At 71.1% G+C, this 25970-nt stretch carries 28 protein-coding genes; 11 read left to right on the forward strand and 17 right to left on the reverse strand.

Going from position 1 to position 25970, the window contains the following annotated elements; all coding sequences use genetic code 11:
- Positions 1 to 16: 16 nt before the first annotated feature.
- A complete protein-coding gene (locus tag KRAD_RS20710; RefSeq protein WP_012087626.1) occupies positions 17 to 661 on the reverse strand; it encodes a dihydrofolate reductase family protein in 645 nt (214 codons plus the stop codon).
- A 311-nt stretch (positions 662 to 972) separates the two neighbouring features.
- Between KRAD_RS20710 and KRAD_RS20715 the strand changes: the two genes are divergently transcribed.
- Positions 973 to 1875 carry an alpha/beta hydrolase fold domain-containing protein gene (locus KRAD_RS20715; RefSeq protein WP_012087627.1) on the forward strand — a complete coding sequence of 301 codons (903 nt, stop codon included), beginning with the start codon at positions 973 to 975 and terminating at the stop codon, positions 1873 to 1875.
- 507 nt (positions 1876 to 2382) lie between these two features.
- Entirely contained in the window at positions 2383 to 3564 is a 1182-nt protein-coding gene (locus KRAD_RS24660) for an ATP-binding protein (protein WP_162145148.1), read from the forward strand.
- A 448-nt stretch (positions 3565 to 4012) separates the two neighbouring features.
- Here KRAD_RS24660 and KRAD_RS20725 read toward each other — a convergent pair whose 3' ends face one another.
- The gene (locus KRAD_RS20725) at positions 4013 to 5098 is read right to left on the reverse strand and encodes a diacylglycerol/lipid kinase family protein (protein ID WP_012087630.1); all 1086 of its coding nucleotides are present in this window, start codon (positions 5096 to 5098) and stop codon (positions 4013 to 4015) included.
- Positions 5099 to 5401: 303 nt separating this feature from the next.
- Between KRAD_RS20725 and KRAD_RS20730 the strand changes: the two genes are divergently transcribed.
- From KRAD_RS20730 to KRAD_RS20755, 6 genes are all read left to right on the forward strand, one after another.
- The gene (locus KRAD_RS20730) at positions 5402 to 5587 is read left to right on the forward strand and encodes a hypothetical protein (protein ID WP_041292285.1); all 186 of its coding nucleotides are present in this window, start codon (positions 5402 to 5404) and stop codon (positions 5585 to 5587) included.
- Between the two features lie 175 nt (positions 5588 to 5762).
- Positions 5763 to 8012 carry an MMPL family transporter gene (locus KRAD_RS20735; protein ID WP_012087632.1) on the forward strand — a complete coding sequence of 750 codons (2250 nt, stop codon included), beginning with the start codon at positions 5763 to 5765 and terminating at the stop codon, positions 8010 to 8012.
- Between the two features lie 218 nt (positions 8013 to 8230).
- Complete coding sequence (locus KRAD_RS24665; RefSeq protein WP_012087633.1) at positions 8231 to 8794, forward strand: PGPGW domain-containing protein; 564 nt, start codon at positions 8231 to 8233, stop codon at positions 8792 to 8794.
- Positions 8795 to 9020: 226 nt separating this feature from the next.
- Entirely contained in the window at positions 9021 to 9734 is a 714-nt protein-coding gene (locus KRAD_RS25760) for a hypothetical protein (protein WP_012087634.1), read from the forward strand.
- A 140-nt stretch (positions 9735 to 9874) separates the two neighbouring features.
- On the forward strand, positions 9875 to 11092 hold the full coding sequence (locus tag KRAD_RS20750) for a sensor histidine kinase (RefSeq protein WP_049821329.1): 1218 nt from the start codon (positions 9875 to 9877) through the stop codon (positions 11090 to 11092).
- Positions 11089 to 11748, forward strand: a complete 660-nt coding sequence (locus KRAD_RS20755) for a response regulator transcription factor (protein WP_157873679.1) — start codon at positions 11089 to 11091, stop codon at positions 11746 to 11748. The genes KRAD_RS20750 and KRAD_RS20755 overlap by 4 nt, the downstream gene beginning before the upstream one ends.
- Positions 11749 to 11768: 20 nt before the next feature.
- Here the strand turns inward: KRAD_RS20755 and KRAD_RS20760 are convergent, their stop codons facing one another.
- The 6 genes from KRAD_RS20760 to KRAD_RS20785 all read right to left on the reverse strand — a co-directional run bounded on the left by KRAD_RS20760 (position 11769) and on the right by KRAD_RS20785 (position 17154).
- Entirely contained in the window at positions 11769 to 13049 is a 1281-nt protein-coding gene (locus KRAD_RS20760; protein WP_012087637.1) for an alpha/beta hydrolase, read from the reverse strand.
- Positions 13050 to 13205: 156 nt separating this feature from the next.
- Positions 13206 to 13658 carry a DUF6069 family protein gene (locus tag KRAD_RS20765; RefSeq protein ID WP_012087638.1) on the reverse strand — a complete coding sequence of 151 codons (453 nt, stop codon included), beginning with the start codon at positions 13656 to 13658 and terminating at the stop codon, positions 13206 to 13208.
- Positions 13659 to 13902: 244 nt separating this feature from the next.
- On the reverse strand, positions 13903 to 14775 hold the full coding sequence (locus KRAD_RS20770; RefSeq protein WP_012087639.1) for an SDR family oxidoreductase: 873 nt from the start codon (positions 14773 to 14775) through the stop codon (positions 13903 to 13905).
- A 196-nt stretch (positions 14776 to 14971) separates the two neighbouring features.
- A complete protein-coding gene (locus KRAD_RS27715; RefSeq protein WP_012087640.1) occupies positions 14972 to 15544 on the reverse strand; it encodes an NADPH-dependent F420 reductase in 573 nt (190 codons plus the stop codon).
- Between the two features lie 214 nt (positions 15545 to 15758).
- Positions 15759 to 16637: a dioxygenase family protein gene (locus KRAD_RS20780; RefSeq protein ID WP_041292286.1), complete on the reverse strand. Its 879-nt coding sequence runs from the start codon at positions 16635 to 16637 to the stop codon at positions 15759 to 15761.
- Positions 16638 to 16779: 142 nt separating this feature from the next.
- Entirely contained in the window at positions 16780 to 17154 is a 375-nt protein-coding gene (locus tag KRAD_RS20785; RefSeq protein WP_012087644.1) for a DoxX family protein, read from the reverse strand.
- Positions 17155 to 17288: 134 nt separating this feature from the next.
- Here KRAD_RS20785 and KRAD_RS20790 point away from each other — a divergent pair, with 134 nt between their 5' ends.
- Complete coding sequence (locus KRAD_RS20790; RefSeq protein WP_012087645.1) at positions 17289 to 17771, forward strand: MarR family winged helix-turn-helix transcriptional regulator; 483 nt, start codon at positions 17289 to 17291, stop codon at positions 17769 to 17771.
- Positions 17772 to 17814: 43 nt separating this feature from the next.
- Here the strand turns inward: KRAD_RS20790 and KRAD_RS20795 are convergent, their stop codons facing one another.
- The 7 genes from KRAD_RS20795 to KRAD_RS20825 form a co-directional block, all read right to left on the reverse strand.
- Positions 17815 to 18393, reverse strand: a complete 579-nt coding sequence (locus KRAD_RS20795) for a hypothetical protein (protein WP_012087646.1) — start codon at positions 18391 to 18393, stop codon at positions 17815 to 17817.
- The gene (locus KRAD_RS20800; protein ID WP_041292287.1) at positions 18390 to 18692 is read right to left on the reverse strand and encodes a hypothetical protein; all 303 of its coding nucleotides are present in this window, start codon (positions 18690 to 18692) and stop codon (positions 18390 to 18392) included. Before KRAD_RS20800 ends, KRAD_RS20795 begins: the two co-directional genes overlap by 4 nt.
- 652 nt (positions 18693 to 19344) lie before the next feature.
- A complete protein-coding gene (locus KRAD_RS20805) occupies positions 19345 to 20004 on the reverse strand; it encodes an MBL fold metallo-hydrolase (RefSeq protein ID WP_012087648.1) in 660 nt (219 codons plus the stop codon).
- A 32-nt stretch (positions 20005 to 20036) separates the two neighbouring features.
- Entirely contained in the window at positions 20037 to 20690 is a 654-nt protein-coding gene (locus KRAD_RS20810) for a TetR/AcrR family transcriptional regulator (protein WP_012087649.1), read from the reverse strand.
- Between the two features lie 509 nt (positions 20691 to 21199).
- Positions 21200 to 21712, reverse strand: a complete 513-nt coding sequence (locus KRAD_RS20815) for a hypothetical protein (RefSeq protein WP_157873680.1) — start codon at positions 21710 to 21712, stop codon at positions 21200 to 21202.
- A gap of 355 nt (positions 21713 to 22067) precedes the next feature.
- Positions 22068 to 22562, reverse strand: a complete 495-nt coding sequence (locus KRAD_RS20820; protein WP_012087654.1) for a nucleoside/nucleotide kinase family protein — start codon at positions 22560 to 22562, stop codon at positions 22068 to 22070.
- Positions 22559 to 22885 (reverse strand): hypothetical protein, encoded by a 327-nt coding sequence (locus KRAD_RS20825; RefSeq protein WP_041292289.1) that lies wholly within the window; start codon positions 22883 to 22885, stop codon positions 22559 to 22561. The genes KRAD_RS20820 and KRAD_RS20825 overlap by 4 nt, the downstream gene beginning before the upstream one ends.
- Positions 22886 to 23631: 746 nt before the next feature.
- On the opposite strand from KRAD_RS20825, the gene KRAD_RS20830 reads away from it, so the two are divergent.
- Entirely contained in the window at positions 23632 to 24210 is a 579-nt protein-coding gene (locus KRAD_RS20830) for a histidine phosphatase family protein (protein ID WP_420812244.1), read from the forward strand.
- A gap of 203 nt (positions 24211 to 24413) precedes the next feature.
- Here the strand turns inward: KRAD_RS20830 and KRAD_RS26190 are convergent, their stop codons facing one another.
- Positions 24414 to 24566 carry a hypothetical protein gene (locus KRAD_RS26190; RefSeq protein ID WP_157873681.1) on the reverse strand — a complete coding sequence of 51 codons (153 nt, stop codon included), beginning with the start codon at positions 24564 to 24566 and terminating at the stop codon, positions 24414 to 24416.
- A gap of 203 nt (positions 24567 to 24769) precedes the next feature.
- Complete coding sequence (locus KRAD_RS27770) at positions 24770 to 25339, reverse strand: DUF4287 domain-containing protein (protein ID WP_012087660.1); 570 nt, start codon at positions 25337 to 25339, stop codon at positions 24770 to 24772.
- 169 nt (positions 25340 to 25508) lie between these two features.
- Here KRAD_RS27770 and KRAD_RS20840 point away from each other — a divergent pair, with 169 nt between their 5' ends.
- Positions 25509 to 25883 carry a VOC family protein gene (locus KRAD_RS20840; RefSeq protein ID WP_012087661.1) on the forward strand — a complete coding sequence of 125 codons (375 nt, stop codon included), beginning with the start codon at positions 25509 to 25511 and terminating at the stop codon, positions 25881 to 25883.
- The last annotated feature ends 87 nt before the right edge of the window (positions 25884 to 25970 follow it).

The raw sequence follows: 25970 nt of genomic DNA on the forward strand, positions 1-25970 counted from the left end.
TGGAGAGGGTGAGCGTTCAGCGTCTCCAGAGCAGGTGGTGCACGACTCCGCTGGGGCTGGGGACGACGTCGTGGTGGAAACGGTCGTCCAGCTCGTCCGGGGAGGCCCACAGCCGGGTACCCGAGCCGAGCTCGAGGGGGGCGACCACGACGTGCAGGGTGTCGATGAGGTCGGCGTCGAGGAAGGCGCGGATGGTCTGCGCGCCCCCGCCGAGGCGGACGTCCTTCCCACCGGCGCTCGCGCGGGCCTGGCCCAAGACCTCGGCGGGGGATCCCTGGACGAAGTGGAAGGTGGTGTCGGCGAGGGTGAAGGAGGGGCGCGGGTGGTGGGTGAGGACGAAGACGGGGGTGTGGAAGGGTGGCTCCTCACCCCACCAGCCTCGCCACCGGTGGTCGGTCCAGGGTCCGCGGTGGGGGCTGAACTTGTTGCGTCCCATGATTTCGGCGCCGATGTCGTGGTGAAAGGCCCGGGCCAGGTGGTCGTCGAGCCCGCGGGTACCTCCGGGGGTGGTGCGGCCGGGGAAGCTGGCGGTGGGGAAGACCCAGGACATGAGGACGCCGGGGTCGGCGTGGCCGAAGGGCCGTTGCAGGCTCTGGCCGTCCCCGGCGCCGTAGCCGTCGGTGGAGACGGTGAAGTTCTGCACTCTCAGCAGCTGGGGCACGGCTCTCCTCGGTCTGGCGGGCGCTCTCGTCGATGGACCGTCGTCATCGTCGGATGTCATCGCTGGGCCCGTCCACGCCGCGTCTAGTCACGGCTGAACCCTCTGGCCGGGGTCGGTGATCTCTTGGACATCATCGGGACCGGAGTTGACGACGTCCACGACAGCGGGGTGATCCTGCATCGCGCTCGCTCCGAGGACCCGGGTGCTGTCTGGAGACGTGGACAGCCTGCAGGCACGGCCGGCTCCGCAGGCGTGACCGGGCACTGGGGCAGACTGCGCTGTGTCGAACCTGTCGAGGAGGGCTGCGCACCATGATCGATCTTCCGGACCGTGCGGTTCCCCTGTACCTGCGCCTGAGCAGGGCCAACCGGCCCTACGCCACCGCCGAGGGGGCGCGGCAGCGACTGCAGGACACGATCCTGCGGCCCCGCTCCTACGGGCCTCCACGGTGGCTCCGGCGTGACGTGCACCTCGAGGTCGCCCACGACCGGCACTGGCCGGTGTACACGCTCACCCCGGCCACCGGAGCCGCACCCACCGGAGGCGTCGTCTACGTCCACGGTGGGGGGTGGGTGAACCAGATCTCCCCGCACCACTGGAAGCTGGCGGCTGACATCGCCGCCGAGGCGGGGGTGACGGTCACCGTCCCGATCTACCCGCTGCTCCCCTACGGCAGCGCGGCGCAGGTGGGGCAGTGGGTCGTCGAGCTCGTGCGTCGCAGCTTCGACACCCGAGGGCCGACGTGCCTGGCGGGTGACTCCGCCGGCGGGCAGATCGCCTTGTCGGCGACGCTGCGGCTGCGTGATGCAGGCATCGTCCTGCCCCGCACCGTGTTGATCTCTCCTGCGCTGGACCTGACGTGGAGCAATCCCCGGATCCCGCAGGTGCAGCCCTCGGACCCGTGGCTGGGTCGGCCCGGGGGGCATTTCTTCGCCGACGCCTGGCGGGGCGAGCTCCCCATGACCGACCCGGTGGTGAGTCCCCTCTTCGGGGACTTCACGGGGCTGGGCCCGTTGAGCGTGTTCAGCGGAACGCGCGACATCCTCAACCCCGATGCTCACCTGCTGGTGGCCAAGGCCCGCAGCGCCGGTGTTCAGGTCGACTTCCACGAAGCGTTCGGTCAAGTCCACGTCTACCCCCTGGTGCCGACCCGGGCGGGCCGTGAAGCGGCGCAGGCGGTGGTGGAAGGTCTCAAGATCGCGTGCCGGGGGTAGCGGTCCTACGGCGAGCAGGACCCGCAGGTCGCCGCCCGCCTCACGACGTACTGCGCGGTCGTGGTGTGCCGCGGGCTCGGCCGTGGGCTCCTGCGCTCCCCGACCCTCCCGGTTCTGCCACGCGGGGTGACGCCACGACGCGGATGACCGGCTCACGTGGGGGTGACCAGGACCCGCGCAGTGCAGAGCCGACCGCCGACCCGCTGACTCGCCGGCTCGTCCTTCCAGGCTGCCCGGGCGCTCGCCGTGGGGTGGGAGTGGCGGCAGGTGCACACCGCCGGTGTGATTACTCTGAGTCGTCATGAGTGGGTGTGATGTGTTCGATGCTGCATGACAGTGTGCCTGCCTGCGGATGGGGAGTGTCCAGGACATGACGTGGGAACCGCTCCCGTGAGCACCAAGGTCGGCGCGGGCACCGATGCCGGTGGGAACGCCGATGAGGGCGCCGACGTGGGTACCGCCGTGCGAACCGGCACGAGCGCGGGGACCGTCGGAGTGCAGGCGAGCGTGCCCCTGCCCGCTACCGCCGCGAGCGTGGCGGCGGCGCGCCGGCACCTGCGCGCTGTGCTGGCGGATCGTTCCCCTGCGGCCTCGCAGGCGGCGTCGCGGGTGGTGCCCGAGGCGGTGTCCGAGGCGGTGCTCGCCGACGCCGAGGTCTGCGTGAGCGAGCTGGTCACCAACGCCGTCCTCCACGCCGGTAGCGGGATCGTCCTCACCGTCACCACGCTCCTCGTCGGCGGTGAGGAGCGGCTGCGCCTGACCGTCCGTGATGGCTCCCCGACCCTCCCGCGGTGGGTGCCGCACACGCTGGGCGCGGGCACGGGGCGGGGTCTGACCCTCATCAGTGCTCTGGCCCGTGCGCACGGGGCGCAGGTCAGCACCGACGCTGCCAGTGGCGCAGGCGGCAAGGACGTCTGGTGCGAGCTGACCCTGCGGCGTGCCGGTGCAGCGGACGCGGCGCCCGAGCCGAGGAGGACCTCACCGTCCCTGACCGCGTCATCGGATGCGGCTGACCTCGACGATCTGGCCGTGCACGGTCTCGACGAGGTGGACCCCGTCCTGGCCGCCCAGTGGGCCGACGCGGTGGCGGAACTGCTCAGTCCGGAACCCGAAGGACGGGGCCCCGACGGGCGGGGGCCCGACGCACACCGGCCCGACGCACCGGAGCTCGACGGGGCGGGACCCGACGAGCCGGGACCCGGTGGATCGGAGCAGGACGGACCGGCGGGTGCCGGTTCCGGGGCGGCGGCCTTGTGGTTGCTCGACTACCCGGTAGCGCTGGGGGTGCGGATGCGTGAGCACCGGGAAGCGGTGCTGCGGGAGCTGCAGGTCATGGTCCTGGGCGCGCCGGTTGAGCGCACCGATGTGGCCGGGGTCATCGAGGGGGTGCGGGCCATGCTGGACGCGCTGTACGGGCGGCTGACGCCGGTGGAGGCGCGTGCTCTGCAGGCCCTGGTGGACGGGCGTGAGCGCATCGACCTGGCCTACCCCCGGCTGCCGGAGCACCTGGTGCTGATCGAACGGTGGCGGGCCTGCCTGCGCGACCTGGAAGGTCTGAGCCGATCTCCCCGGTACGCCAGTCTCGCGACCCCCGCGGAGGTGGAGGCGTTGGAGACGTGGATCGTGGAGGAGATCTCCCGGCAGTTGGACGGTGCCGCGGCTCGGCCCTGGCCGGGCAGGACCAGCTGAACCGGGTGCTGACCGGTGGGAGGGGATGCACGCCGCCCCGCCACCCCTCGGGCGAGCCCGCGGCGGTCGTCGCAGCCGCGCTGCTGACGCACGCCGACCTGTCCCGTCTGGTGCGGGAGCTGACCGAGCACCCCCAGGCTCCCGACCAGGCGGGTCCGCCGGCGGTGCCGGTGCAGGTCCGCACGCGGGGCGATGATCGCGATGGACGACACCGGCACTGGCTGCGCGGGGCTGAGTCACTGCCGGCGCTGCGCCCGCACGTCGTGGAGCTGGCACTGGAGCTGATCGGCGGCGCTGCGCGGGAGACCCGGGTGATCGGTCATCCATGCTCATCCGTTCTTCGTGCCGGTCCGCCCGTGTGCAACGGGGCGCAGTCGGACCTGAATCCGCTGCTTGGATGCCGACCAAGGGCCTCCGAGCCGCTGTCAGGTCCTCTCTGCCCGGGCCCTCAACTGGCGAGTCTCAAGTCAGCGGTGGAAGGCGCCCTCGTCTCCTCCACGTGCCCTTCGACGCGGTGAGCCGAGGGCCGGCGCACACGCAGCGCCGCAGGGGTGGTGCACAGGCGGATGCACCGGGCACGGCCCACCAGGTCACCGTCGACCTGCACCGGCAGTGCGACGTCGCTGCGCACCTCCAGGCCCCGCGCTCCCAGCCGCGGCAGCAGGTGCGGCGCCGGAACGCCCACCGCCACCGACCACACCGCCCGTGCCCACTGCACCAGGTCACGAGGTGGCAGCACGACACCGTTGAGCACCCCGTCGCACGGGTCGGCCTCGGGCATGAGGGCCAGCCCCATCGTCAACTGCCCGCAGTTGCCGACGGTGACGCCCTGGGTGGCGCGGGTCCAGCTCTCCCCACCGTCAGCCCGGACGGTGACCCTGGCGCACGGGCCCCGGAGGGCGCGCACCCCGGAGGCCAGGTAGGCGACGTGGCCGAACCTCCGCTTCAGGTCCTCCCCGGCGCCAGCGATCAAGGCTGCATCGAACCCGATGCCGGTCATCACCAGGAACAGGTGGTGTTCGACGTTCGTGCCTTCTCCATCGCGGTCGACCTCCAGTCGACCGGCGTCCACTGCGACGTCGGTCCCGAGGCAGGCGGTACGCACAGCCGCAGCCACGTCGTTCAGGGGGATGCCGAGGTTGCGGGCCAGGAGGTTCCCCGTGCCGCAGGGCAGCAGTCCCATCGCAACGTCGGTTCCGAGCAGCACCTCGGCCACCACGCGCACCGTGCCGTCCCCGCCGGCCACCAGCACCAGGTCGGCGCCGGCCTCGACCGCTTGGCGAGCCTCGTCCCGGCCGCGACTGGTCGCGGTCGTTGGCAACCACAACACCATCTCCCACCCGAACCGGGAGAACTCCCGCTCGACGTCCGCACGCAGCCGGGCCAAAGCCTGCTCGCCGGAGAACTTCGTCGGGTTGACCACCAGGGCGGCTCGGCCGGTGGGGGTGGGTCCCGGTGAGGCCACCGGCGGGGAGGTGGGCAGTGCGAGCAGGCGCTGGGTCGTGCCGGGGCGGGACTGCGACTGACTGGTCATGTCTGCGAGGTTCGCTGAGCTGGCGGTGGAGGTCGTCGTGCAGGCGGTTGGTCCTGGCCTGCTGCTTCCGCAGTACGTGGGGGAACCGCTGGTGCGGCCAGCGCGACCGACTCTGCCGCACGACGGGTCTGCTGCGGTCGCAGCAGGCCCGGGCACTGCGAGGGGACGACGTACGCGTGGCGCCCGGCGATCAGGGTGAACGGCATGACCACGGAGTTGGGGACCTCGTCGAGTGATGACACGGCTTCGGCTGGTGCGGCACCGTCGGGTTCTGCTCCCACAGGCGGAGGCGGGCCCGTCACGGTGTTGACCGTCGTCGCCGTCCACCCTCACCTGCTCGTGGAGGTCTTGCGCTTTCGCGGCATGTCGGCGCACGTGCAGGACGAGGACGACGGGGTGGTTCAGGTGTTGGCCGCCTCGGTCGTGGACGTGACCACCGCCGCCGCCCGCAACTGCCTCCCCGTCACCATCGCCGCCCGGCACCCCTGAGCCGGCGTCAGGCCGACCCCGGCCGCCGGGGACCGGCGGTCAGCGACTACTGCCGACGCAGTAGTCGCGATGACCGCAGCGGGACGACGTGGGAATCACCGCCTCGGTCGATGCTCGAGGAGTCTCGCCGGCCCGTCGCTGTGCTCGGACCCACCCATCTTTCAGGAGGAACACGATGTCTGCTCTCGCACGCTGGTGCGCCCGCCGGCGCTGGACCGTGGTGGCGGGGTGGTTGCTGGCCCTGGTGGCCCTGGCCACCGCCGCCCTCGGAGTGGGGACGAGCTTCTCGGACGAGACGAACGTCCCCGACAGCGACTCCGTCCGCGCTTCCGCCTTGATGGCCGAAGCCGGCCTGTACTCCGCTGGGACCGCCGGCACCATCGTCTGGCACACCGACGGGGTGGGCGTGGACGACCCGAGCGTGGTCTCCGACGTCACCGCCGCCCTCGACCAGATCGCCGCTCTGCCCGGGGTGGAGGCGGTCGTCGTCCCCTACACCGAGGCCGGCGCCGCGCAGCTGAACACCGCCGCCGACACCGCCTACGCCACGGTGACCCTCTCCTCTGAGGACAGCGTCGCGCAGATCGAGGAGATCGCCTCCGGCCTGGACTCCTCCAGCCTCGACGTCGCCGTCGGCGGCGACGCCTTCGCCGGCGAGGTCGGGGCCAGCGGCGGCACCGAGGGCGCCGGCATCTTCGCCGCCCTGATCGTCCTGCTGATCGTCTTCCGCTCCCTGTGGGGCGGGCTGCTGCCGATCATCACCGGCGTCATGGGCGTCGGCACCTCGCTGCTGTCGATCCTGCTGCTGTCCAACGTGATGACGCTGTCCGCCAACGTCATCACCATGGGCTCCCTCGTCGGCCTCGGCGTCGGCATCGACTACGCCCTGTTCATCGTCAACCGCTACCGCAACGCGCTGATGGCCGGCAAGAGCGTCCAGGACGCCATCGCCGAGGCGGTGAACACCTCCGGACGCGCCGTCGTCTTCGCCGGTGCCACCGTCGTCATCGCCCTGCTCGGCGTCTTCATCGTCCAGATCGACCTGCTCACCGCCATGGCCCGCGGTGCCGCCGTGGCCGTGGTCATGAGCGTCCTGGCCGCGATCACCTTCCTGCCCGGGATGCTCTCCCTCCTGGGCCTGCGGGTCCTGTCCAAGCGTCAGCGCCGCCAGCTGGCCACCACCGGCCCCACCACCCCCGACACCACCGAGCGCGGCGCGGCCCGGCGCTGGGCCGGCCTGGTCCAGCGCAACCCCATCCGATTGGCCGTCCTCGGCCTGCTGGTCATGGTGGCTCTGGCCGCCCCGGCGGTGAGCCTGCGCCTGGGCGCCAACGACGCCAGCAGCGACCCCACCGACTCCGCCACCTACCAGTACCACGCGATGATGTCCGAGGGCTTCGGCGACGGCTTCGACGCTTCCCTCGTCGTGGTCGGGCGGACCCCCGACGCCAGCACCCAGCAGGCCTTCGACGACCTCGTGACCCGGATCGGCACCCTGGACGGGGTGGCGAGCGTGGGCGCCGCGCCGGCTACCGGGCAGGCCATCTCGGCCGCCACCGTCTACCCGAGCACCACCGCGCAAGCCGCCGAGACCGCCGACCTGCTCGACACCCTGCGCGACGACGTCATTCCCGCCGCGGAGTCCGGCACCGGCCTGGAGGTCTACGTCGGCGGGTCCACCGCCAGCGGCCTGGACTTCGCCGAGGGCACCCTGTCCAAGATCCCGGTCTTCCTCGCCCTGATCGCCGTCCTGGGCTTCTTGCTGCTGGTCATCGCCTTCCGCAGCATCCTCATCCCCCTCATCGGCGCGCTGGGCAACCTCGTCACCCTCGCCGTCAGCCTCGGCGTCCTCGTCCTGGGCTTCCAGCAGGGCTACATCACCGAGGTCCTGCAGCTGGGCACCGGGGCCCCCATCGAAGCTTTCGTCGCGGTCCTGGGCATCGGCATCCTCTTCGGCCTGGCCATGGACTACCAGGTCTTCCTGGTCAGCCGGATGAAGGAGGAGTGGGAACACGCCCACGACAACGCCCGCGCCGTCCGCGTCGGGATGGCCGAGACCACCAAGGTCATCGCCACCGCCGCCGTGATCATGTTCTGCGTCTTCATCGCCTTCGGCTTCGCCGGGCAGCGCGTGGTCGCAGAGATCGGGGTCGGCCTGGCCGTCGCGGTCCTGGTGGACGCGTTCATCCTGCGCCTGACCGTCATCCCGGCTCTCATGCACCTCATCGGGGACCGCAACTGGTCCTACCCCCGCTGGGCGGACCGCATCACCCCCCGCGTCTCCATCGAGGGAGAGACCACCCCCGCACCGGCTCCGGTCGCCGCGACCGCTACGGCTGCTGGGCCCGCCATCCCCGCCAGCGCAGCGAGCCGCGACGGCGTGATCGAGATGGCGCCAACTACCCGTGGCCGTCAGAACGACTGAGGAGCACGAAGGGCCAGGCAGCGAGCAGGTCATGCTCGTCCAGGATCTGCTGCTGATCGGCCCAAAGACGAACGATCCCCGAGCCGGACGAGCAGGCGAGCGGGCAGGTTCCCACCAGAACCTGCCCGCTCGTCGTCGTTCGTCCAGAAGGGCGAGAACGGATCAGCCGGGCGAAGCCGAGGAGCGGTTGCCCGACGCGCCCGTGCCGCACTGACCTGATGCCCCGGGGTGACGTCCCCCTACTGCTCGGGGACGACGACCCGCTGGCGTTCGGCGCCGATTCTTTGACCATGTCGATCGACGCGCTACGACCCGACAACCACACGGACGACCACGTCGTCGACGCCCACCCCCGCAGCGGTGGATCCCGGGTCAGCTCTACCCGGCGAGCCGCAGCTGCGCTGCGGGCGGGCATCGCGGCCCGTCCCGTGCTGAAGCAGCTCTACCAGTTCATCCTGGCCATCCTGGGGTTCGCGACGGTCGCCGTGGGACTGATCCTGGTCCCGCTGCCCGGGCCGGGTTGGGTCGTGGTCTTCGGGGGTTTGTCCCTGCTGAGCACGAGGTTCCTCTGGGCGCGCCGCCTGCGGGAACGCCTCCTCCTGATCCTCCAGCACGTCGCGCACCGTTACACCCGCCTGTCGTGGCTCTGGCGTTCGGCGCTGAGCCTGCTGGGTGGGTTGTGCAGCCTGGCCGGGGTGTGGGCGTGCGTGGCGGTGCTGGGCATACCGGCGTGGGTGCCGCAGTCATGGTCGCCGACCCTGCACACGGTGCCGGGTTGGTGATCGGGGAGAACGCGACAAGGTTCGGCGTCACCGTGCAGGACGCCACCGCTCCACGCTCGCCTACTGCGCCCGCAGTAGCCGTTCGTACTCCGCCTCGACGACGCGTCCCCGCGCCGGTTCAGCGATCGTCGACCCGTGACCGCGCACCAGTTCAACGCTCCTCCCGCCAAGGTGCGGGCAATGGTGGTCCGTCGTCAGCCCTCGACGCAGGAACGGGTGCGCTGAGGTGCCCGTCTTCTACGCCGAACTCGCCCACCGGCGCAACCTGCAGTTCGTCGCCGACGCGCTCCTGCTGACCTGGATCGCGGGTGCGGTCTGGCTCGGTCGCCACGTCGAGCAGGCGTTGGCCGCACCGGCGGAAACCCTGCGGGCGAACACCACGAACCTGGCGAAGATCGGTGACGACGTCGCCGACTCCGCGCAGTCCGTGGGTAACCTTCCGCTGATCGGCGATCGGCTGTCAGCACCGGTGAGCCAGGTCGCCGACAGCGCACAGCAGCTCTCCAGCACCGCGCGCTCCGTCTCCGACACCCTGCAGGACGTGGCCCGCTGGGCCGGCCTGGTCACCACCACCGTCCTGCTGGTCCTCGCCCTGCTCCTGTGGCTGCCCCCGCGCCTGCACTTCGTCCTCGGCGCCACCCGCCTGCGTCGGATCATGCGCCGGCCCGGCGCCTTGGAGCTGCTGGCGCTGCGAGCCCTCACCACTGCGCCCTTGGCGCAACTGCGCCACCTCGGCGAGGACCCGGTGGCGGCGTGGACCCGACACGATCCGCTCGTGCTGCCGTTGCTGGCCGACATGGCGGTGCGTCCCTACGGCCTCAGCTGGCACGATCCGCACTCCGCTGCCGGCGCGAACACGGAGTCCAGCCCGACAGCGGCCCTGCCCCTGACGCAGGTGGGAGACCGTGGAGGTGCCGGCCGCCGGGGTGGGCAGGGGTGAGCGTGCTCACCCGGTCTCACCGGCCCGTGCCCGGTGTGAGCGTTGCGGGGAGCACCAGCGCGAGCACCAGCGCGAGTACCAGCAACAGCACCGGCAAGAGCGGCCGTCGTGGGCGGCGGGTGGCTGGGAGGATCGTCACCATGAGCATGCGCGCCGGGGACCAGGACCGCCCCCAGCGGCCGGTGTGGCTGGTGCCCGTCCACCTGCTGGAGAAGATCACCCTCTTCGTGATCGTCGCGGCGATGATCGCAGGTCTCGTCCTGGAGGCCGACCCGTCGTGGGGGTACCTGGCCTACGCGGTGGCCGCGGTCGGCGTCGTGGTCGCACGGTCACGGTGGTTGCCGGGGCTGATGCTGGTCGCGATCGCGCCCACCGTGGCGGTGGGGCTGGGTGGTGAACCGATCACCTTGTGGACCGTCACCTCGTTCACGGCCTTCTCGGTGGCAGTCCGCGGCGCCCCTGCGGTGCTCACCGCGGCGATCGGCGCCGTCGGCAACGCCGTCGCCCAGTGGTGGTCCATCGGGGCCTTCACCGGAGAAGCGTTCATCACCCCCGGAGTCGCGGCGCTGACAGCAGTGGCCGCCGCTGCGGTGGGCAGCGCCATCCGCGGCAACGACCGCTACTGGGAGGCGCTGGAACAGCGTGCCCGCGACGCCGTCACCGGGCGCGAACTCCTGGTCCGCCAAGGAGTCGCCGAGGAGAGGGTCCGCATCGCCCGGGACCTGCACGACAGCGTCGGGCACGCCGTGGCGGTGGTCAGCATGCGCCTGGGTTCGGCGGAGGTGCAGTTGCCTGCCGGCGCTGACGCCGCCCGGGCTGACCTGGCCGCGGCCCGGACCGGGATCCAGGAGGTGCTGCGCGAGATGCAGCAGATCCTGCAGGTGCTGCGGGTGGAGGACGGGCAGACGCTGACTCCGACTCCCGACGCCAGTGGCGTCGAGCAGCTCGTGGACGTGGCGCGCTCGGCCGGCCTCGACCTGGCCGCCGACCTCGGCGATCCCAGCGACCTGCACCGGCCTCTGCCTGCGCAGGTGGGATCGGCGACCTACCGCATCGTGCAGGAAGCCTTGACCAACGTGCAGAAGCACGGGACCGGCAGTGCGCGGCTGCGGCTGGACATCGCCGAGGACGGTGTCCGCATCGAAGTCGTCAACCCGTCGGCCCGCACCGGCCCGCCACCGACCTGGGGGACCGGGGCCATCGGGGGGATGGGGCTGGACCGGTCCTCCGGTGGGCACGGGCTGATCGGCATGTGTGAGCGCGCCACCGCCGCCGGTGGCCGACTCGAGGTGTCGCACGATGGCGACGTGTTCCGTGTTCGGGCGCACCTGCCGGTGCGGAGAGGAGATGTGGGGTGATCAGCGTCATGATCGTCGACGATCAGGAGATGATCCGGGAGGGACTGCGCACGATCATCGGCGCCCACCCGGACCTGCAGGTGGCTGCTGTCGCCGGCGACGGGCTCGAAGCGCTGAAGCTGCTGGAGTCGACAGCGGTCGACGTGGTCCTGATGGACATCCGCATGCCCGGCATCGACGGGGTGGAGGCTACCCGCCGCATCCGCGCCACCCGCAGCAGCGCGCAAGTGCGGATCTGCGTCCTGACCACCTTCGACAACGACGAGAACGTCCTGCGTGCCCTGAAGGCCGGCGCCGACGGCTTCCTCAGCAAGGGCGCCGGGCCGACCGAACTGACCGCCGGGATCCTCGACATCGCCGGCGGGGGAAGCGCTCTGTCTCCCACCGCCCTCAGCGCCGTCGTCACCCACGTCGCTGAGGACAACTCCGTGCCCGACGACCCCCAGGCCCTGAAGCTCTTCGCCGCCCTCACCGCCCGCGAACGGGAGGTCGTGGAGGCCATCGTGACCGGACTGGACAACCAGCAGATCGCCGAGGCGATGTTCGTCTCCCCGTTCACGGTGAAGACCCACGCCAACCGCGCCATGAGCAAGGTCGGCGCCCGCGACCGGGCCCAGCTCGTCTCGATGGCGGTGCGGGCCGGGATGCGTCCCTGAGCCCGGACGCGATCGGCGGCTCAGCCCAGCTGCTCGCGGAGGTAGTTCATGCCGATGCTCAGGTGCGCCTGATTACCGATGGAATCGGCGGCGATCTGGGTGTAGATGTGCCAGCTCAGCGGGATCTCCGCGACCTCGACGTCGACTCCGGCGGCGCGGGCCCGCTCGGCGAAGTCGAGCACGCTGCGGGTCGGGACGAGGGTGTCGCGGGTGGGTTCGATGATCAGCGTGGGCGGGGCCTGGGGCGAGAGGTAGGTCGCGGTGCTGACGGCGTCGTAGCGCTCGGGGAACTCCTGCGCGGTGCCCCCGATGTACTGCTGGCTCAGTCCGGCGCCGTTGAGGGGGCCGAGAGAAACGGTGGAGGCAGCGGAGGCGCGGACGTCGGCGGCGGGGTAGTCGGTGACGACCGCGGCGGGGACGGGAACCGTGCCACCGCACGAGGACAGAGCCGTTCCCTGCGCGGCGGAGTAGGCGGCGTTCAGGGCCAGGTTGCCGCCGGCGGAATCCCCCCAGTAGGCGAGGCGGTTCATGTCGACGCCGAGTTCGGTGGCGTGCTCGGACAGCCACGCCGCTGCGCAGCTCACCTGCGCCGGGGCCTTGTCCCAGGTGGGATTGCTCTCGGTGGAGAGCTCGTAGTTGACCGAGACGACGACGTAGCCGGCGTCAGCCAGTGCGCGGTGGTCGGCGGCGGTGGTGGTGCCGCTGCCCTGGCTCCAGCCTCCGCCGTGGACGTAGAGGACCGCGGGGGCGAGGTCGGATGCAGGATCGTCACCGCGGGTGGCGGGGGTGAAGATGTCGAGGGTGAGTTCCTCGCCGTCCTGCGTGCGGTCGTAGGTGCGGACCTCGTCGGGCGCCGGGGCGCTGATGGAGGAGAGGCCGAACGTGGCCTTGGCCAGGTTGACCGAGCCGCCGTGGTCGCTCACCGCGCCCACGATGACGGCGACGACGACGACGTTGGCGACCAGGCTGGCGGCGCCGAGGACTGCGGCGGTTCCGCCGCTGCGGCGAAGACCCCGCCGCCAGGCGATGACCCCGATGGCGGCGATGACCAGACCCGCCAGCGCGAACTGCGGGCTGAGGGTGGCGGCGAGGAGGTTGGCGATGGCGCTGAGCAGGCCGAGCCCGGGCACCAGGCTGCCGACCGTGAGCACCGCCACGACCGCGGCGACGATCAGGGCCAGGGTCAGCAAGATCGCCCAGCCGAGCTTCGCCCCCCGCCCGCGTCGCCGGGCGGGACGAACACCTGCCCCAGCGGCACCGACGGGTTCGGAGGTACCGGCGGGTTCGGTGGGGCTGGACACGGGAACTCTCCGATCAGGGTGAGCGAGGGGGACAGGCGATGTGGCGCGCAGTGGGTGACGGGCTGATCCCGTGCGAGCCGCACCGGATCCTGCACCTCGCGCCTGCTGCGCCGACGCGCTGCTCGAGGACTTCCCGCGGCGGGACCGAGGGGCGGGTCAGCGCACCGGCAGAGCGCGGCGGAAGCCGGCGACGGCGATGACGGCGGTCGTGATGTGCATCAGGGCCAGGGCGATGACGCCGCCGGTGGTGGAGCCGGCCATGTTCGGGGCGGTGGTCAGGTCGGGAACGAAGGAGACCAGCAGCACCACCGGCACCAGGACGCGCAGCAGGCGGGCCGGGCGGGCGGCGGTGCGGCGGACGACAGCCCAGCCGGCCAGGGCCAGCAGGACGCCGATGACGGTGAGGAAGACGTAGGCGTCGGGGGTCAGCGGGGTGAAGGTGGCATCGGCGCCGGCGGCGAGGGCGATCTGGGCGATGACGGCGTTGACCGCGGACGCGGCGACGACGGTGGCGGCGATGATGCCGGTGCGGGCCAGCCCGGAGCGCCGGGCAGCGGGGGCACCGCCAGCGGCGGCGGCGTTGGACGTGGCGGGCGTGTTGATGGTCACGGGGAACCTCCAGGGCGGGGGACGATTACTTGAAGCTTCATCGGACTCTAAGCGGTAGGACTTGAACCGTCAAGTAAAAGTTCTTGCGGTGAGGACGTGGTGGTTGGGCGTGCGGCTTCGCTCCCGGCGACCGGCCGATCATCGCCCGGGCGCACCCCAGGGCCGCTGGCAGCCGGATGCCCTCCGGCCTGCGGCCGGAGGGCATCGCCTTCTTCCGCGTGGACCGCGAGGTCCGTGCGGCAGCTCAGGCGGTGTGCGTGGTGTGGGCGGCGCGGACCGCATCGCTCAGAGAGGTCGCGGGTCGGCCCAGCAGGCGGGTCAGCGCGTCGCTGTCGGTGTGCAGGTCACCGTGGGCGATGGCGGCGTCGACGGCGGCGAAGAACCCCGCGGTCCCCTCGTCCAGGCTGGCCTGCTGCAGAGTCGCGCTGTACTGCTCCCCACTCAGGTCCTGGTGAGCCACGGGGGTACCGGTGACCTCGGTGATGGTGGCGGCGAGCTCGGCCAAGGTGAACGCGGGCCCACCCAGCTCGCGCACTGCGCCGGTGGCCTCGGCCCCATCGACCAGGGCGCTGACCGCAGCGGCGGCGAAGTCGGCGCGGGTGGCCGCGGAGATCCGGCCCGCGGCGGTGGCGCCCACGACCGCTCCGGTGCCGAGGTACCGACTCAGCTGTCCGGTGTAGTTCTCGGTGTACCAGCCGTTGCGCAGCACGGTGAACGGGACGCCGGCCTCGCGCAGCAGCGCCTCGGTGCCCACGTGCTCCCCGGCGATGGGCAGGCTGGTCGTGTCGGCTTTGAGCAGGCTGGTGTAGACGATGCGGCTCACCCCGGCGGCCTTCGCCGCGGTGATGACGGCTTCGTGCTGGGGCAGGCGCCGGCCGATCTCGCTGCCGGAGACCAGCAGCAGCCGTTCCACCCCGGCCAGGGCGGCGGGGAGGGTGTCAGGGCGGTCGTAGTCGCCTTCGCGCACCTGCACGCCGCGCTCGGCCAGGTCGGCGGCCTTGGCGGGGGTGCGCACGATCGCGATCACGTCCGCGGCGGGGACGCCGCGGGTGAGCAGGTCCTCGACGGCGAGGCGGCCGAGGTGGCCGGTGGCTCCGGTGACGGCGTAGGTGGTCATGGATCTCTCCTGGTGCGAGCTGGTTCGGGGCCGCGCAGCGTTCACGACGTTTCCGGGGGGTCCGAACGGTGGTGATCTAGCGGTGGGTCTGGACACCGGGGTGGACCAGGAGCGGGCGGGCCACCTCGTGAGCGGGAATGTTCACCGCTCACGAGGTGGCGCAGCCGGTGGGGGTGCTGCTGGGGTGGTGCTGGGGTCAGGAGACGACGGCGAAGCCGCCGGTCCAGCCGATCTGCTCGCTGGCGGCCAGGCCGATCTGCAGGTAGGCCAGAGCCTCCAGCTCACGGGCGCGAGCCAGCGGGCCGGCGTCGACGGTCTTGAGCCCGGCGGCGGCGACGACCGCGACCAGGGCGGCCTTGGCCTCGGCGTCGTCCCCAGCCAGGACGACGGTGGTGGTCTGCCCGCCGACGGTGCCGGCGGCCAGGGTAGGCCCGAAGTTGGTGTTGAACGCCTTGACGACCTTGGAGTCCGGCAGGGCTTCGGCGATCTGCGCGGCCGCGGAGGAGTCGGCGGGCACGGTCAGGGAGAAGGTGGCGAAGTCCAGGGGGTTGGTGATGTCGACGACGACCTTGCCCGCCAGCTGGTCCTTGCGGGCGGAGATGATCTCGGCGACCGCGGCGTGGGGGACGGCCAGGACGACGATGTCGCCGGTGACGGCCTTGTCGGTGTCGGCGTGGGCGATGACCTCGGCGGTGTTGCCGCCCTTGGTGACCAGGCCGGCGATGGCCTGGCCCATGTTGCCGGTGCCGATGACGGTGACAGTGGACATGGAGGTCTCCTCGTGGTTGGGGTGGTGCGGGTGTTCGGTGAACCGTCGTCGATGACGGCGACGGAGTCTTGGGGTCAGGACCACGACTCGGACTCGACGTGGTGGGCGGTCCTGGCGGATCGAGCGGTTCTGCTGGTTGCGACCCAGCTGTGCCTCTGGCCTCGTAGCCGGTCCAGGCGCCGCGAGTCAGGCGTCGCGGTTCAGGCGACCTGGTTCAGGCGACCTGGAAGGAGCGCTTGGCCATGCCCATCGCGTAGTCGCTGATGATCATCTTCGGCGCGGCGGTGGCGTCGGTGGCTGCGCCCATGGTGATGAACAGCGGGGTGAAGTGCTCCACCGTGGGGTGGGCGTAGGGCATGCCCGGGGCGCGGCGGTAGTCGGCGAGGGTGTCGATGTCGCCGCGCAGCAGGGCCTCGGTGCTCCAGGCGTCGAACTCGCTCGACCAGCCCGGGATGGTCCCGTACATGATCATGTCGCGGGTGATGTAGGGCAGGCCGTGGGTCATGTACCCGGAGCCGATGACCAGGACGCCCTGCTCGCGCAGCGGGCGCAGGCGCCGGCCGAGATCGAGCAGCTTCTGCGGGTCGTGGGTGGGCATGCTCAGCTGCAGCACCGGCACGTCGGCGTAGGGGTACATCACCTTCAGCGGCACCCACGCCCCGTGGTCCAGACCGCGGGTGGCGGAGGTGTGCAGGGACTCGGTGTCGGGCATGAGGGCCGCGACCTGGGCGGCCAGGGTGGTGGCGTCGGGGGTGGCGTAGGTCATCTCGAAGTAGCGCTGGGCGAAGCCGCCGAAGTCGTAGACCAGCGGGGTCGCTGCGACCGGGGAGGAGAGCATCGCGCTCTGGGACTCCCAGTGCGCGGAGACGATGAGGACCGCGCGGGGGGTGGGCAGGTTCTGCGCCCAGCCGAAGAGCTGGTTGATCCAGTGCGGGTCGTCGAACAGCGGCGGGGCGCCGTGGCTGAGGTAGAGCGCCGGCATCGGCCCGTCGGCGGGGGTCCAGGCGTGGCGGGTCTTGGCGGCCGGGGCGACGGTGCGCAGGAAGTCGTCGAAGGCGCCGGCGGGGTTGGGGTTGTCGAAGGGGTTGGGCACGGTCGGCTCCTTCAGAGTCAGCGCAGGGCGGGGAGGTGCAGAGCAGGGAGGTGCAAGGCGGTGGATCGGTGGGGCGGTGAGGCGTCGGGGGGTGGATCGGCAGAAGCCGGTCCGAGCGAGAGCCGGTCCGAGCAGGAGCGGGTCAGAAGCTGTAGGGGCCGAAGCGCAGGATCGCCAGGACCAGGGCCAGCACGCCCAGGACGAGGGGGCCGCCCAGGGCCTTGGACTCCCCGCGGCGGGCGTGGACGACGACCGCGCCGAGCATCACGATCGCCAGACCGGCCGCAGCGAGGGGGGTCAGGATGGTCGCGGTGCCGAGGGCGGCGGGCAGGATCAGCCCGAGCGCGCCCAGCACCTCCAGGGCGCCGATGGCCTTGACCTTGCCGTCGCTGGAGTCCTCGACCCAGGCCATGCCGGAGGCGGCGAGCTTGGTGCGCGGCTGGGCCAGCTTCATCAGGCCGGCGCCGAGGAAGGCCAGGGCGAGCAGGCCGGCGACGATCCACAGGACGACGTTCATGAGGTGCTCCAGGCGGTGAGGTGCGGGGCGGGTGCCCTACGACTTGAATCTTCAATCGACTGTAGACCCCTCCAACTTGAGACGTCAAGTAAAACTGGCCCGGCATCGCATGAAATTTCACGTAAGCTGGGGGCATGGACACCCCCGACCAGCCGCGCTGGCTCACCGACGAGGAGCAGCCGGCCTGGATCGCACTGGCGGGGGCGTTGATGAAGGTGCCCGCCGTCTTGGATGCCCAGCTGCAACGGGACGCGGGCCTGAGCTACTTCGAGTACGCGGTGCTGTCGTGGCTGTCGATGCAGCCGGAGCGCACCACGCGCATGAGCGACCTGGCCGAGCTGGTCAACAGCTCCCTCTCCCGCCTCTCGCACCTGGCGCGCCGACTGGAGAAGCAGGGCTGGCTGACGCGCCGGCCCGACCCCACCGACGGGCGCTACACCCTGGCCACCCTCACCGAAGATGGCTGGGAGAAGGTCGCTGCGGCGGCCCCCGGGCACGTGGAGGCGGTGCGCCGGGTCGTCTTCGACCCCTTGACCAAGACGCAGGTCAAGCAGCTGCGCGAAGTCGGTGACCGCCTCCAGCGCGCCGCAGACGATGAGGCCCACCGCCCCGACTGAAGCTCCCGGCCACGAGCTGGCAGCTCGTCAGCGCGCGATCGATCTAGCGCACATCGCCTTCCCCGTTCGCCGGGGGGGGGGCTCGAATGCGAAGCCCCGTGAGCTTCTGATGGGCGCGCTGCAGCTCCTCTCTGGTCTGGTCGAGCTCGCGGAGGTAGTCGCGGGCGACCTCGCGGGCGGCGGTCAGGTCCTCGTTGCTGGTGGTGATCGTGGTCTCCAGGGAGCGGGTGGTGTCGCGTCCGTTCATCAGCTGGACCCGGAGCTCAGCGACCTCGCCCTGCGAAGCAGGAAGGCGTGCCTTGAGGGCGTTGTAGGAGGCCGCCGCAGTGGGGTCGGCGTGGTCGATCGGCGGCCGTTGATGGCTGTTCTCGCGCAGATGCCGGGCCTCCTGGAGGAGGTCTGGCCTGCGGCGCAGGGTGTGTGGGTGGACACCGGCCGCCCGGGCAACCGACTGGACGTTGATGGGTCGGCCACCACGCTGCAGAGCGGTGATCGCCGCCGTGATCTTGCCGCGGTTGGCGGCGGCCTGCTCCTTCTTGGCCGCGATCGCCCGGCTCGGGTTCTGGCCGCCTGCCGTCGCCCTTCGTGTTGGGTTGACGCCAGTGGGCGTGTCCGGGCTCACGAGAGCACCGCCGGACCGGAGGTGGTCGCGCCGCCTCCGAGGTTGAGGCCACCGGTGCGGACTCGTGTGCGGAAGTCACGCTCGACCGGGGTCAAGGCGTCCAGATGAGCGCTCAGGAGCGTGAGCATGCGCCGCCACCCGTCCCGGCGGGCGCTCAGAACCGCGACGTGGTGGGGCTCGAGGTCGCTGTCACCTTCGATCAGTAGGCGTTGCAGGGTAATCGAGCAGGTGTGGATCTCGGTCTTGATGTCGGCGATGTTGCTGGGGTCAGCGGCGAAGTGATCGCAACTGAAGCACATGCGGTCGTACTCGCAGCCCTCCCGGCCCAGGGCGAGGACCTGCGGGTCGGGAGCAGTTGTTCGTCCCGATGTCCCGGGCCGGCGCACTGGCCAGCAGCCCCCTGGTCGCTGGTCGCCCGTGAGTGTTCAGCCGGTGCGCGGCGAGCAGCTCGACGGCTTCGCGAAGCTTCTCGTCCTGGACCCGCACGTAGGAGTCGATCGTGGCCTGCACGTTGGTGTGGTCGCGAGTTCCTGGACCAGGGAGATGTCGGTGCCGAGGTTGACGAGGTGCTGGAGGCAGGTGTGGCGGAAGAGTCTGACCTGCAGGAGGTCGGGGTTGATTCGAGTGCTTCCGAGGTTGAAGCCCGGGATCCCCCGCTCGGATGGTTCGCCGCGATCGGCAACCATCCCGGCCCCAGTGGATCGAACCGCTCGGGCGACACCGGAACGAACTCGGTCAGGCGTTTTCCCCTGGTGGGTTCCGTGCCTGGTGAGACGAACGTGTCGGGGAAGAGGCAGGATCCTGGATCGGTGGGGGGTGGGTGCTGGTGCAGGCCGGTTCACCGCTCACGGCTTCACCGTAGGCGGCATCCGTCGTCGCACCAGGTCGTCGACGTCATGACCAGCAGGATGACCGCACGTCACGCAAGACTGTGACGGGTGCCGGTTGGGGTCAGCGGTGACCGCCGCGGCGCAGTCGTGCGGAGATGGTGTCGATGCGTTCACGGGTTTCCGCGGTGGTCGTCGTGGCGAAGCAGGGCCCGCCTTCGGTGGTGCCCCAGGGCACCAGGACGTCGAAGTCGAGGTCGCGGACGAGGGCCAGGCTGTCCAGGTAGTCCTGTCGCGATCCCGGATCCAGCAACACGGCCTTCCACTCTCCCTCTTCGATCCACAGGAAGTCCCCGGTGAACAGGAAGCGGTGCACGCCGCTGTCCCACAGGTAGCTGGTCGTGCCGGGTGTGTGCCCCGGTGTGGGGATGATCTCCAGGTCGTCGTCCAGCACCTGGCGGTGATCGAAGGTGGCGGTGATGCGCATCGAGCGGGCTGCCTCGGCGAGGTCACGTTCGTGCACGTGCACGGGCGCATCCACGGGCGGGTCGCCGTACATCGCCTCGTGCGCATGGTTGAGCAACAGCCGCGACACCCCGCCGAGGTCGGCGATCGCCTCGGCGGCGGCGGTGATGCCGGGGGAGTTGTAGACCACGACGTTGCCTGCAGGTCGCTGCAGCACGAAGGAACGCAGCAGGACGTTCTGCTGGTAGGGCAGGCGAGCGGTGCCGGTGGCCCGCAGGGTCTCGACGGGCATGTCCAGGGGCGGGGTGGAGGAAGGCATGCTGGTGCACCGGTTCCGGTCGAAGGAGACGCTCAGACGGAACGGCCGAGCGCCGCGGTGGTCGCGTCGAAGGAGAGCGGTCGTGGGGTCAACGCTTCGACATCGTGCGAGGGGCGGGTTCCGTCGATGAGGAGTTGGGCGTACCGACGCCACACGCGGGGGTCGTCGGAGCGGGTGACGTCAGCGACCTTCCCGACCATGAAGGCGAGCAGGCACACCTCGTGCGAACTCAAGCCAGGACGCAGCTGCCCGGCCCGGACGGCGCGGTCGATCAGGTCGTCGACGCCGGGAAGCAGTCGGCGCTGCAGTTCGGCGGTGAAGTGGCTGCGGCCGGTGGGTGAGGTGAGGACCACCTCCAGGCCCCGGTCACCGGCGCGTTGCTCCATGAGCGCCAGCAGGAAGTCGCGAAAGGCCTCCCCGGGGCCGCGCTGGGCGGGCGCAGCCTCGACGAGCCGCACCAGGGCCTCGACCTTGTCCTCCACCAGGGCGTCGAGGAGGGCGGTCTTGTCGGGGAACTTGCGGTAGACGGTGGCCACCCCGACGCCGGCGGCGCGGGCGACGTCGTTGAGCGTCGCGTCCGCGCCCACGTCGGCGAACACCCTCGTCGCGGCGTCCAGGACGCGCCGGCGGTTCCGCTCGGCGTCGGCGCGGGGGGCGCGGGTGGAGGTGGAACTGCTCGGGGCCATGCCGTGACCCTACCACTAAACGGAACTGATCAATCCGTATCCGTTTCAGGGGCACCGTGAGGTCTGCGCGGTTCATCGGCACGGTTCGTGTTCGCCCGCTCATCGACGACGTGCGGGTGATCCTCATGCGTGGATTGCGCTCGCTCGCCGACAGGACCGTGAGGTCGCCAGCCGTCGACGTCCGCCCGGATCGCGGGATGACCGTGACGTCGCACACCGCGGGATGACCGGGTCCTGACGCGTTGCCGCTGAGGCTGGATGACGGTTCTGCTCTCCTGCCCTGGCTGGAACCGTGGTGAGGAGCCGGTGATGGTGGACGGTGCGGCGCCCGTCGGTGATGTCGGCGGGGCCGACCAGCTGGATCGTTCCGGCGGTGGAGTCGAGGGCCTGAAACTCACGTCGAAGCGGCTGCTTCGCGGTGCCCGGCGCACTTGTGGTCATCGGTGCGACGGCGAGGTCGTCAGCCGTTCACGACCGCACCCGAGTGAGGCGTGGCCCCACCACCCGCGTCAGTCCAGCGTGAGCCAGAGGGCATCGACCGCGGCCGCCACGTCTTCCTCCGCGGGAGGTCTGGTGAGCACGAAGGCTGAGATGCTGAGCTGCTCGGAGGTCCGCCAGCACAGCACCTTGCCGCTCAGCGGGGTTCCCGGGGTGTCCACGTCCTCGTCAGCTCCTCGCAGGACGACGTTGCGGGTGCAGCGCGTGCCGCCGATCGAGCGGCCGCTGTCGCCGAGCAGGTGCAGGTCGACCTTGCCGGTCATGTCGGTCCTCGTCGCGACGACGTTGAGCATCGTGGTACCGGGTGCACCGTAGCTGGTGAGCGCCGTGGGAGCGCCACCGAGACTCTCCGAGATGCTCTGCAGGAGGGAGGCATCGTTGTGGGGAGAGGTGTTCAGGCCCATGAAGGTCGGCGGCAGGTTCACCGTGCGGGTACCGGAGGGTCCAGACGAGACGGTGAGATAGCCGGCGACCGCGATCGTCGCGAGGACGATGGGCATCGCGACGAGGGCGCGTCGGCTCACACGGATGATCATCTGCTGCACCTCCTGCCGGGCGCTGCGTCCAGGAAGTGCGCGTGCGCTCTGCCCATCTCGGCAGCGAGGCCCACCAGCTGTAGCCCAGGGTTGCTTGTGCTGGTGCGGGTCGAAGCGGCGGCCGACGATGGGCAGGCGGCGGCCGGCGTTCTCCAGGTCGTGCCGCCGCGGCCAGGATCCTCAGGAGCACTGTCACGAAGAACGCACCTGCACCGATCGGTATGTCCTCTCCTCCTGGGGTCCTCATGGCAGTCGTGTTGCGTGCTGCTGCTGTAGGCGGTGCGCACTGCGGGATGACCGTGAGGTCGGCAGACGTGTGCAGGAAGCTCGCCGCAGTGTCCGGTCAGCGCAGCGGGACCGGGCGGGTCAGGTCGTTGTCGTCCACGACGTGGGTGGCCTGCTGCTGCGGTGCGGCGTCGTCCAGGTACAGCTGCTGACCTTCGACGTAGCGGCGGTTGGAGGCGTCTGCTGGGGCGGGTGAACCGGAGCCGTCGCGGGCGACGCAGCGTTGCAAGGTGGTGGCCCGCTCGACGTCCAGCCACAGCGACCACGTCCAGTACCCGCGCAGCTCGGGGCGGTGCAGGAAGATCCCGTCGACGATGAGGACGGTGCCGGGCGCGGCCTGCTGCTGCTCGGCGACGTCAGGGGTGTCGGTGCGGGCGTCGAAGACGCGGGTGCGGTACTGGCCGTGGCCGCCGGGGGCGAAGGGGTCGAGCAGGTGCTCCTGGAGGGCAGCGAGGTCGTAGGAGTCGCGGTAGAAACCTTCGGGGTCGCGGGAACCACGGGCGTGGCGCAGGGCGCGAGGGTGGTGGAAGCCGTCGATGGAGGCGTGGATCACGGGGCGGCCTCGGGTGCGCAGGGCGGTGGTGAGCTCATCGGCGAGGACGCTCTTGTCGGCTCCGTGCGGTTACCGGCTACGAGCACCGCCCGGGCGAAGTCGGCCGGGACGCGGCCGTGGTCGTGAGCTTGCCGGCCCTCGGCGCTGATGAGGTGGAAGGCGTCGTGGCTGTACGCCCACGCCGCCTTCTCCTCGACGTCGAGGACGATGCAGTCGTGGATGTCCGGTGAGGAAGTCGTCCCGTTCATCGGGTGGCGCCACTCGGGGTTCAGATCGGTGCCGAAGTGGACCGAGCCGTGCTTGCGGAGGTGTTCTTCACGCACGGACTCCTCGCCCTAGCCGATCCGCACCTGGCCCTGGATGGTGCTGAGCACCCGGGTGACGCCTCGACCGACGTCGATGGTGCGCACCAGCCGGCCCGACTCGTCTCCCACGGCGTGCTCGCGCTGAGCTGACCATCGCGGTCGTCGTGGCTGAGGTGCGTCGCCCTTTCGCTGGTCTTCCCCCATAAGGCCAGCGCCTCCCCGGCAGGGCCGGAGCCGACGGTCAGCGGGTCTTGATGATCGGGCGCGCCCTCGGGGCGTCGCAGGTCGGCGGGGTGGCGCACGGGCAGCGTGGGGTAGGTGAGCACCTCTTGCCGGCGCAGCGCCTGCTGCTCCTCCCACTCGTACCGGACGCTCCGGGGACGTTCTGGACGGTCTTGATGCCACAGCTCCGAACGCTGTTGGGCGTCCCGCTCCGGATCGCCCGACGGCGTCCACCTCGGCTCGATCCGCAGCCTCCGCTCTGCAGCCCCTCGTCGTGATCGCTCCCGCTCCGCCAGTCTCCGCCGCTTGTGCTCGCCGAACCACTGCCCCCACCGCTGCGGGTTCCAGTGCTTCATCCCCTCCTGCCACGTGTCCCGCACCCCGCCGTCCTGGCCCGCTCGGCCGGAGCGCGGCCGCGCAATCACCGTCATGGCCGCGAGATCGCCCGCGCGCGCGATCGCGCCCGGATCGCGGGATGAGCGTGCGTGTCGAGGTATCGATGCGGTACGGGCCGCTCGCTGTCCTGGCAGGCTGCCGACGTGATCGTCCACGTGGTCTCCCACCCCGAGGTGCTCATCGACCCGGGCGTCCCGGTGCCGCAGTGGGGCTTGTCGCCGGCCGGGTATGAGCGGCTGCGGCGGCTGCTGGCGATGCCGTGGGCGCGTTCGGCCTCGTTCGTGGCTTCCAGCGCCGAGCGCAAGGCGGTGCAGACGGCGCAGGTGGTGGCCGAGGTCAGCGGGTGCACCGTGCACGTCGAGGAGGATCTGGGGGAGAACGACCGCAGCGCGACGGGGTTCGTGCCGCCGGAGCGGTTCGAGGAGCTGGCTGATGCCTTCTTCGCCGAGCCTGAGCGCAGCGTGCAGGGGTGGGAGACGGCCGTCGATGCGCAGCGGCGGATCGTGGGGGCGGTGGAGCGGATCCTGGAGCGGGCGCGGCTGGTCGCCACTGCCCCCGAGGACGGCGGTGTGGTGATCGCCACGCATGGTGGTGTGGGCACGTTGCTGCAGTGCGCGCTGCGGGGGGTGGCGATCGAGCGGCGCTTCGACCAGCCGGGGCAGGGCAGTTGGTACAGCTTCGACAGCGTGACGCGGCACGTCGCGCACGGGTGGCGCCGACTGTGACGGTTGCCCGAGTCGTGTCGCGTCGTAGCCGGGGACACACCTGTGTGCCGCCCGCCGGTTGACGTGTCGTGCAGTCGTTGGCCGCGCACGATCTGCGGGATGACCGCGCGGTGGGCTCGTCGCCTGACCCGCGGCAGTTGAGCACAGCGGAGTTGCTAGCTGTTGGTCAGCCCTGCGTGGAGGAAGGTCGCGCCTCGCCATCATCACAATCCCTCCGCCTCGCGGGTAGGAGCAGTGGCGGCCTGCGGCTGGCTCTCGGTCCTGGTGGTCTCGGTGGAGCTTGGAGCGGGACTCGTCCAGGAGCCCGGCCGCCCGGCCAACCCCAGCAGGACGAGGACGACCCCGATCACGGCCACGGGGACGCCCCTCAGCGTCGTCGCTGTCCCTCGCGCCGCGGGACCGGGCCGAGCTGCTTCACCACTTCCGCTGCCTCCGGTGGATGACGAGAGCAACCACCACGATGACGAGGACCAGCCCCAGCCGAACCGGCAGAAGGAGAGAGTCGCCGCTCGTTCCCGTGCCCCGTGTCTACCTCGCAGCGTCGCTGACGGCCTGCTGGTCACCCGATGGGCTCAACGGTCTTACTCCTGCGTCGAGTGCGCGGTTCTCGACAGATGAGTGCAGCCGCCAGCGCGTTGCCGTGCCCGTGCCCCATGCCGTACTCGCTCTCGAGCCGAGCGACTCGTTGCACGTGGCGGGAGTCAGGGTGCTCAGCGCGGTGCTCACGCAGCAGTTGCTGCCAGTGTTCGATGGGATGTCCGTACTCGGCTTCGACGGCGGGGAAGCAGGACGTGGGGCCCTTGGTGGTTCCAGGCACGGAGTTCTCCCACCGCTGCTCGCGGGTGCCGTCAACCACGGGATCGCCGGCGGCCTGCACTTCCACGCTGGTTGGCAGGACCGCAGGTCGATGACGTCCTTCGCGGCGGCGTGACCGTGAGGTCGCCTCCGAGCATTGAGCAGGCGGTGCCCACGTCAGGGGACGGCCGAGCTGAGGTTGGTCTCCTGGCGACGGTGGACAGGAGGGCCTCGGACGTGTGCGGCCCGGCGCGCCCCCGCCGCCGGTACGCGCCCCCGTGCACGCCTTGGATCCGGCGGGTCCAGCGGATCCTTGACGTGGGCGGGCCCGCACTGGATACCCTGCCCCGGAGCCCCCGATGGGCGAGACGAAGGAGAATCACCTCCCGGCTGGACGATGGTCTGGCCGGTTCCCCGCCGCCCGGGGGCTCCTCGTCCGGTGCATCTGGCACTGGCCCGTCGCTCCCGTGCACCTCATCCCCGCCCCACGCACAGGAGCACCCGTGACTGCCGTGTTTAACCACACCATCATCGCCAGCACCGACCGCGAACGATCCGCTGCCTGGTACCGCGACTTCCTCGAAGCTCAAGACGCTCCCTCCTGGGGGCTGTTCACGAACCTGTTGATCGGGGCAGGCGTCCTCCTGCAGTTCGCCGAGCCACCGGTGGAGATCCAGATGCAGCACTACGCCTTCCTCGTGGACGATGAGCACTTCGACCGCGCCTACGGCAAGCTCGTCGAGCGCGGCATCGAGCACTGGGCTGATCCTCGACGACGACAGCCCGACCGCTGGAACACCGACCACGGCGGCCGTGGTGTCTACGTGATGGATCCGGCAGGGCACGGGATCGAACTGTTGACTCGTCCCTACCTCTGAGGCTGTCGAGCGAGATCGTCGATCGACCGCCGGCTGCTCGGTCTTCGCCACGACCGCGAGGTCCTGGGCCCGTCCTGCTCGCGCGCT

Origin of the sequence: Kineococcus radiotolerans SRS30216 = ATCC BAA-149 (assembly GCF_000017305.1) — a bacterium.
In the GTDB taxonomy this organism is placed as follows: Bacteria; Actinomycetota; Actinomycetes; order Actinomycetales; family Kineococcaceae; genus Kineococcus; species Kineococcus radiotolerans.

Coding starts and splice junctions, on each gene's coding strand:
- KRAD_RS20715 (WP_012087627.1), top strand. CDS start 973: ATGATCGATCTTCCGGACCGTGCGGTTCCCCTGTACCTGCGCCTGAGC.
- KRAD_RS20725 (WP_012087630.1), bottom strand. CDS start 5,098: ATGACCAGTCAGTCGCAGTCCCGCCCCGGCACGACCCAGCGCCTGCTC.
- KRAD_RS20735 (WP_012087632.1), top strand. CDS start 5,763: ATGTCTGCTCTCGCACGCTGGTGCGCCCGCCGGCGCTGGACCGTGGTG.
- KRAD_RS24665 (WP_012087633.1), top strand. CDS start 8,231: ATGCCCCGGGGTGACGTCCCCCTACTGCTCGGGGACGACGACCCGCTG.
- KRAD_RS20750 (WP_049821329.1), top strand. CDS start 9,875: ATGAGCATGCGCGCCGGGGACCAGGACCGCCCCCAGCGGCCGGTGTGG.
- KRAD_RS20770 (WP_012087639.1), bottom strand. CDS start 14,775: ATGACCACCTACGCCGTCACCGGAGCCACCGGCCACCTCGGCCGCCTC.
- KRAD_RS27715 (WP_012087640.1), bottom strand. CDS start 15,544: ATGTCCACTGTCACCGTCATCGGCACCGGCAACATGGGCCAGGCCATC.
- KRAD_RS20785 (WP_012087644.1), bottom strand. CDS start 17,154: ATGAACGTCGTCCTGTGGATCGTCGCCGGCCTGCTCGCCCTGGCCTTC.
- KRAD_RS20790 (WP_012087645.1), top strand. CDS start 17,289: ATGGACACCCCCGACCAGCCGCGCTGGCTCACCGACGAGGAGCAGCCG.
- KRAD_RS20800 (WP_041292287.1), bottom strand. CDS start 18,692: ATGTGCTTCAGTTGCGATCACTTCGCCGCTGACCCCAGCAACATCGCC.
- KRAD_RS20805 (WP_012087648.1), bottom strand. CDS start 20,004: ATGCCTTCCTCCACCCCGCCCCTGGACATGCCCGTCGAGACCCTGCGG.
- KRAD_RS20810 (WP_012087649.1), bottom strand. CDS start 20,690: ATGGCCCCGAGCAGTTCCACCTCCACCCGCGCCCCCCGCGCCGACGCC.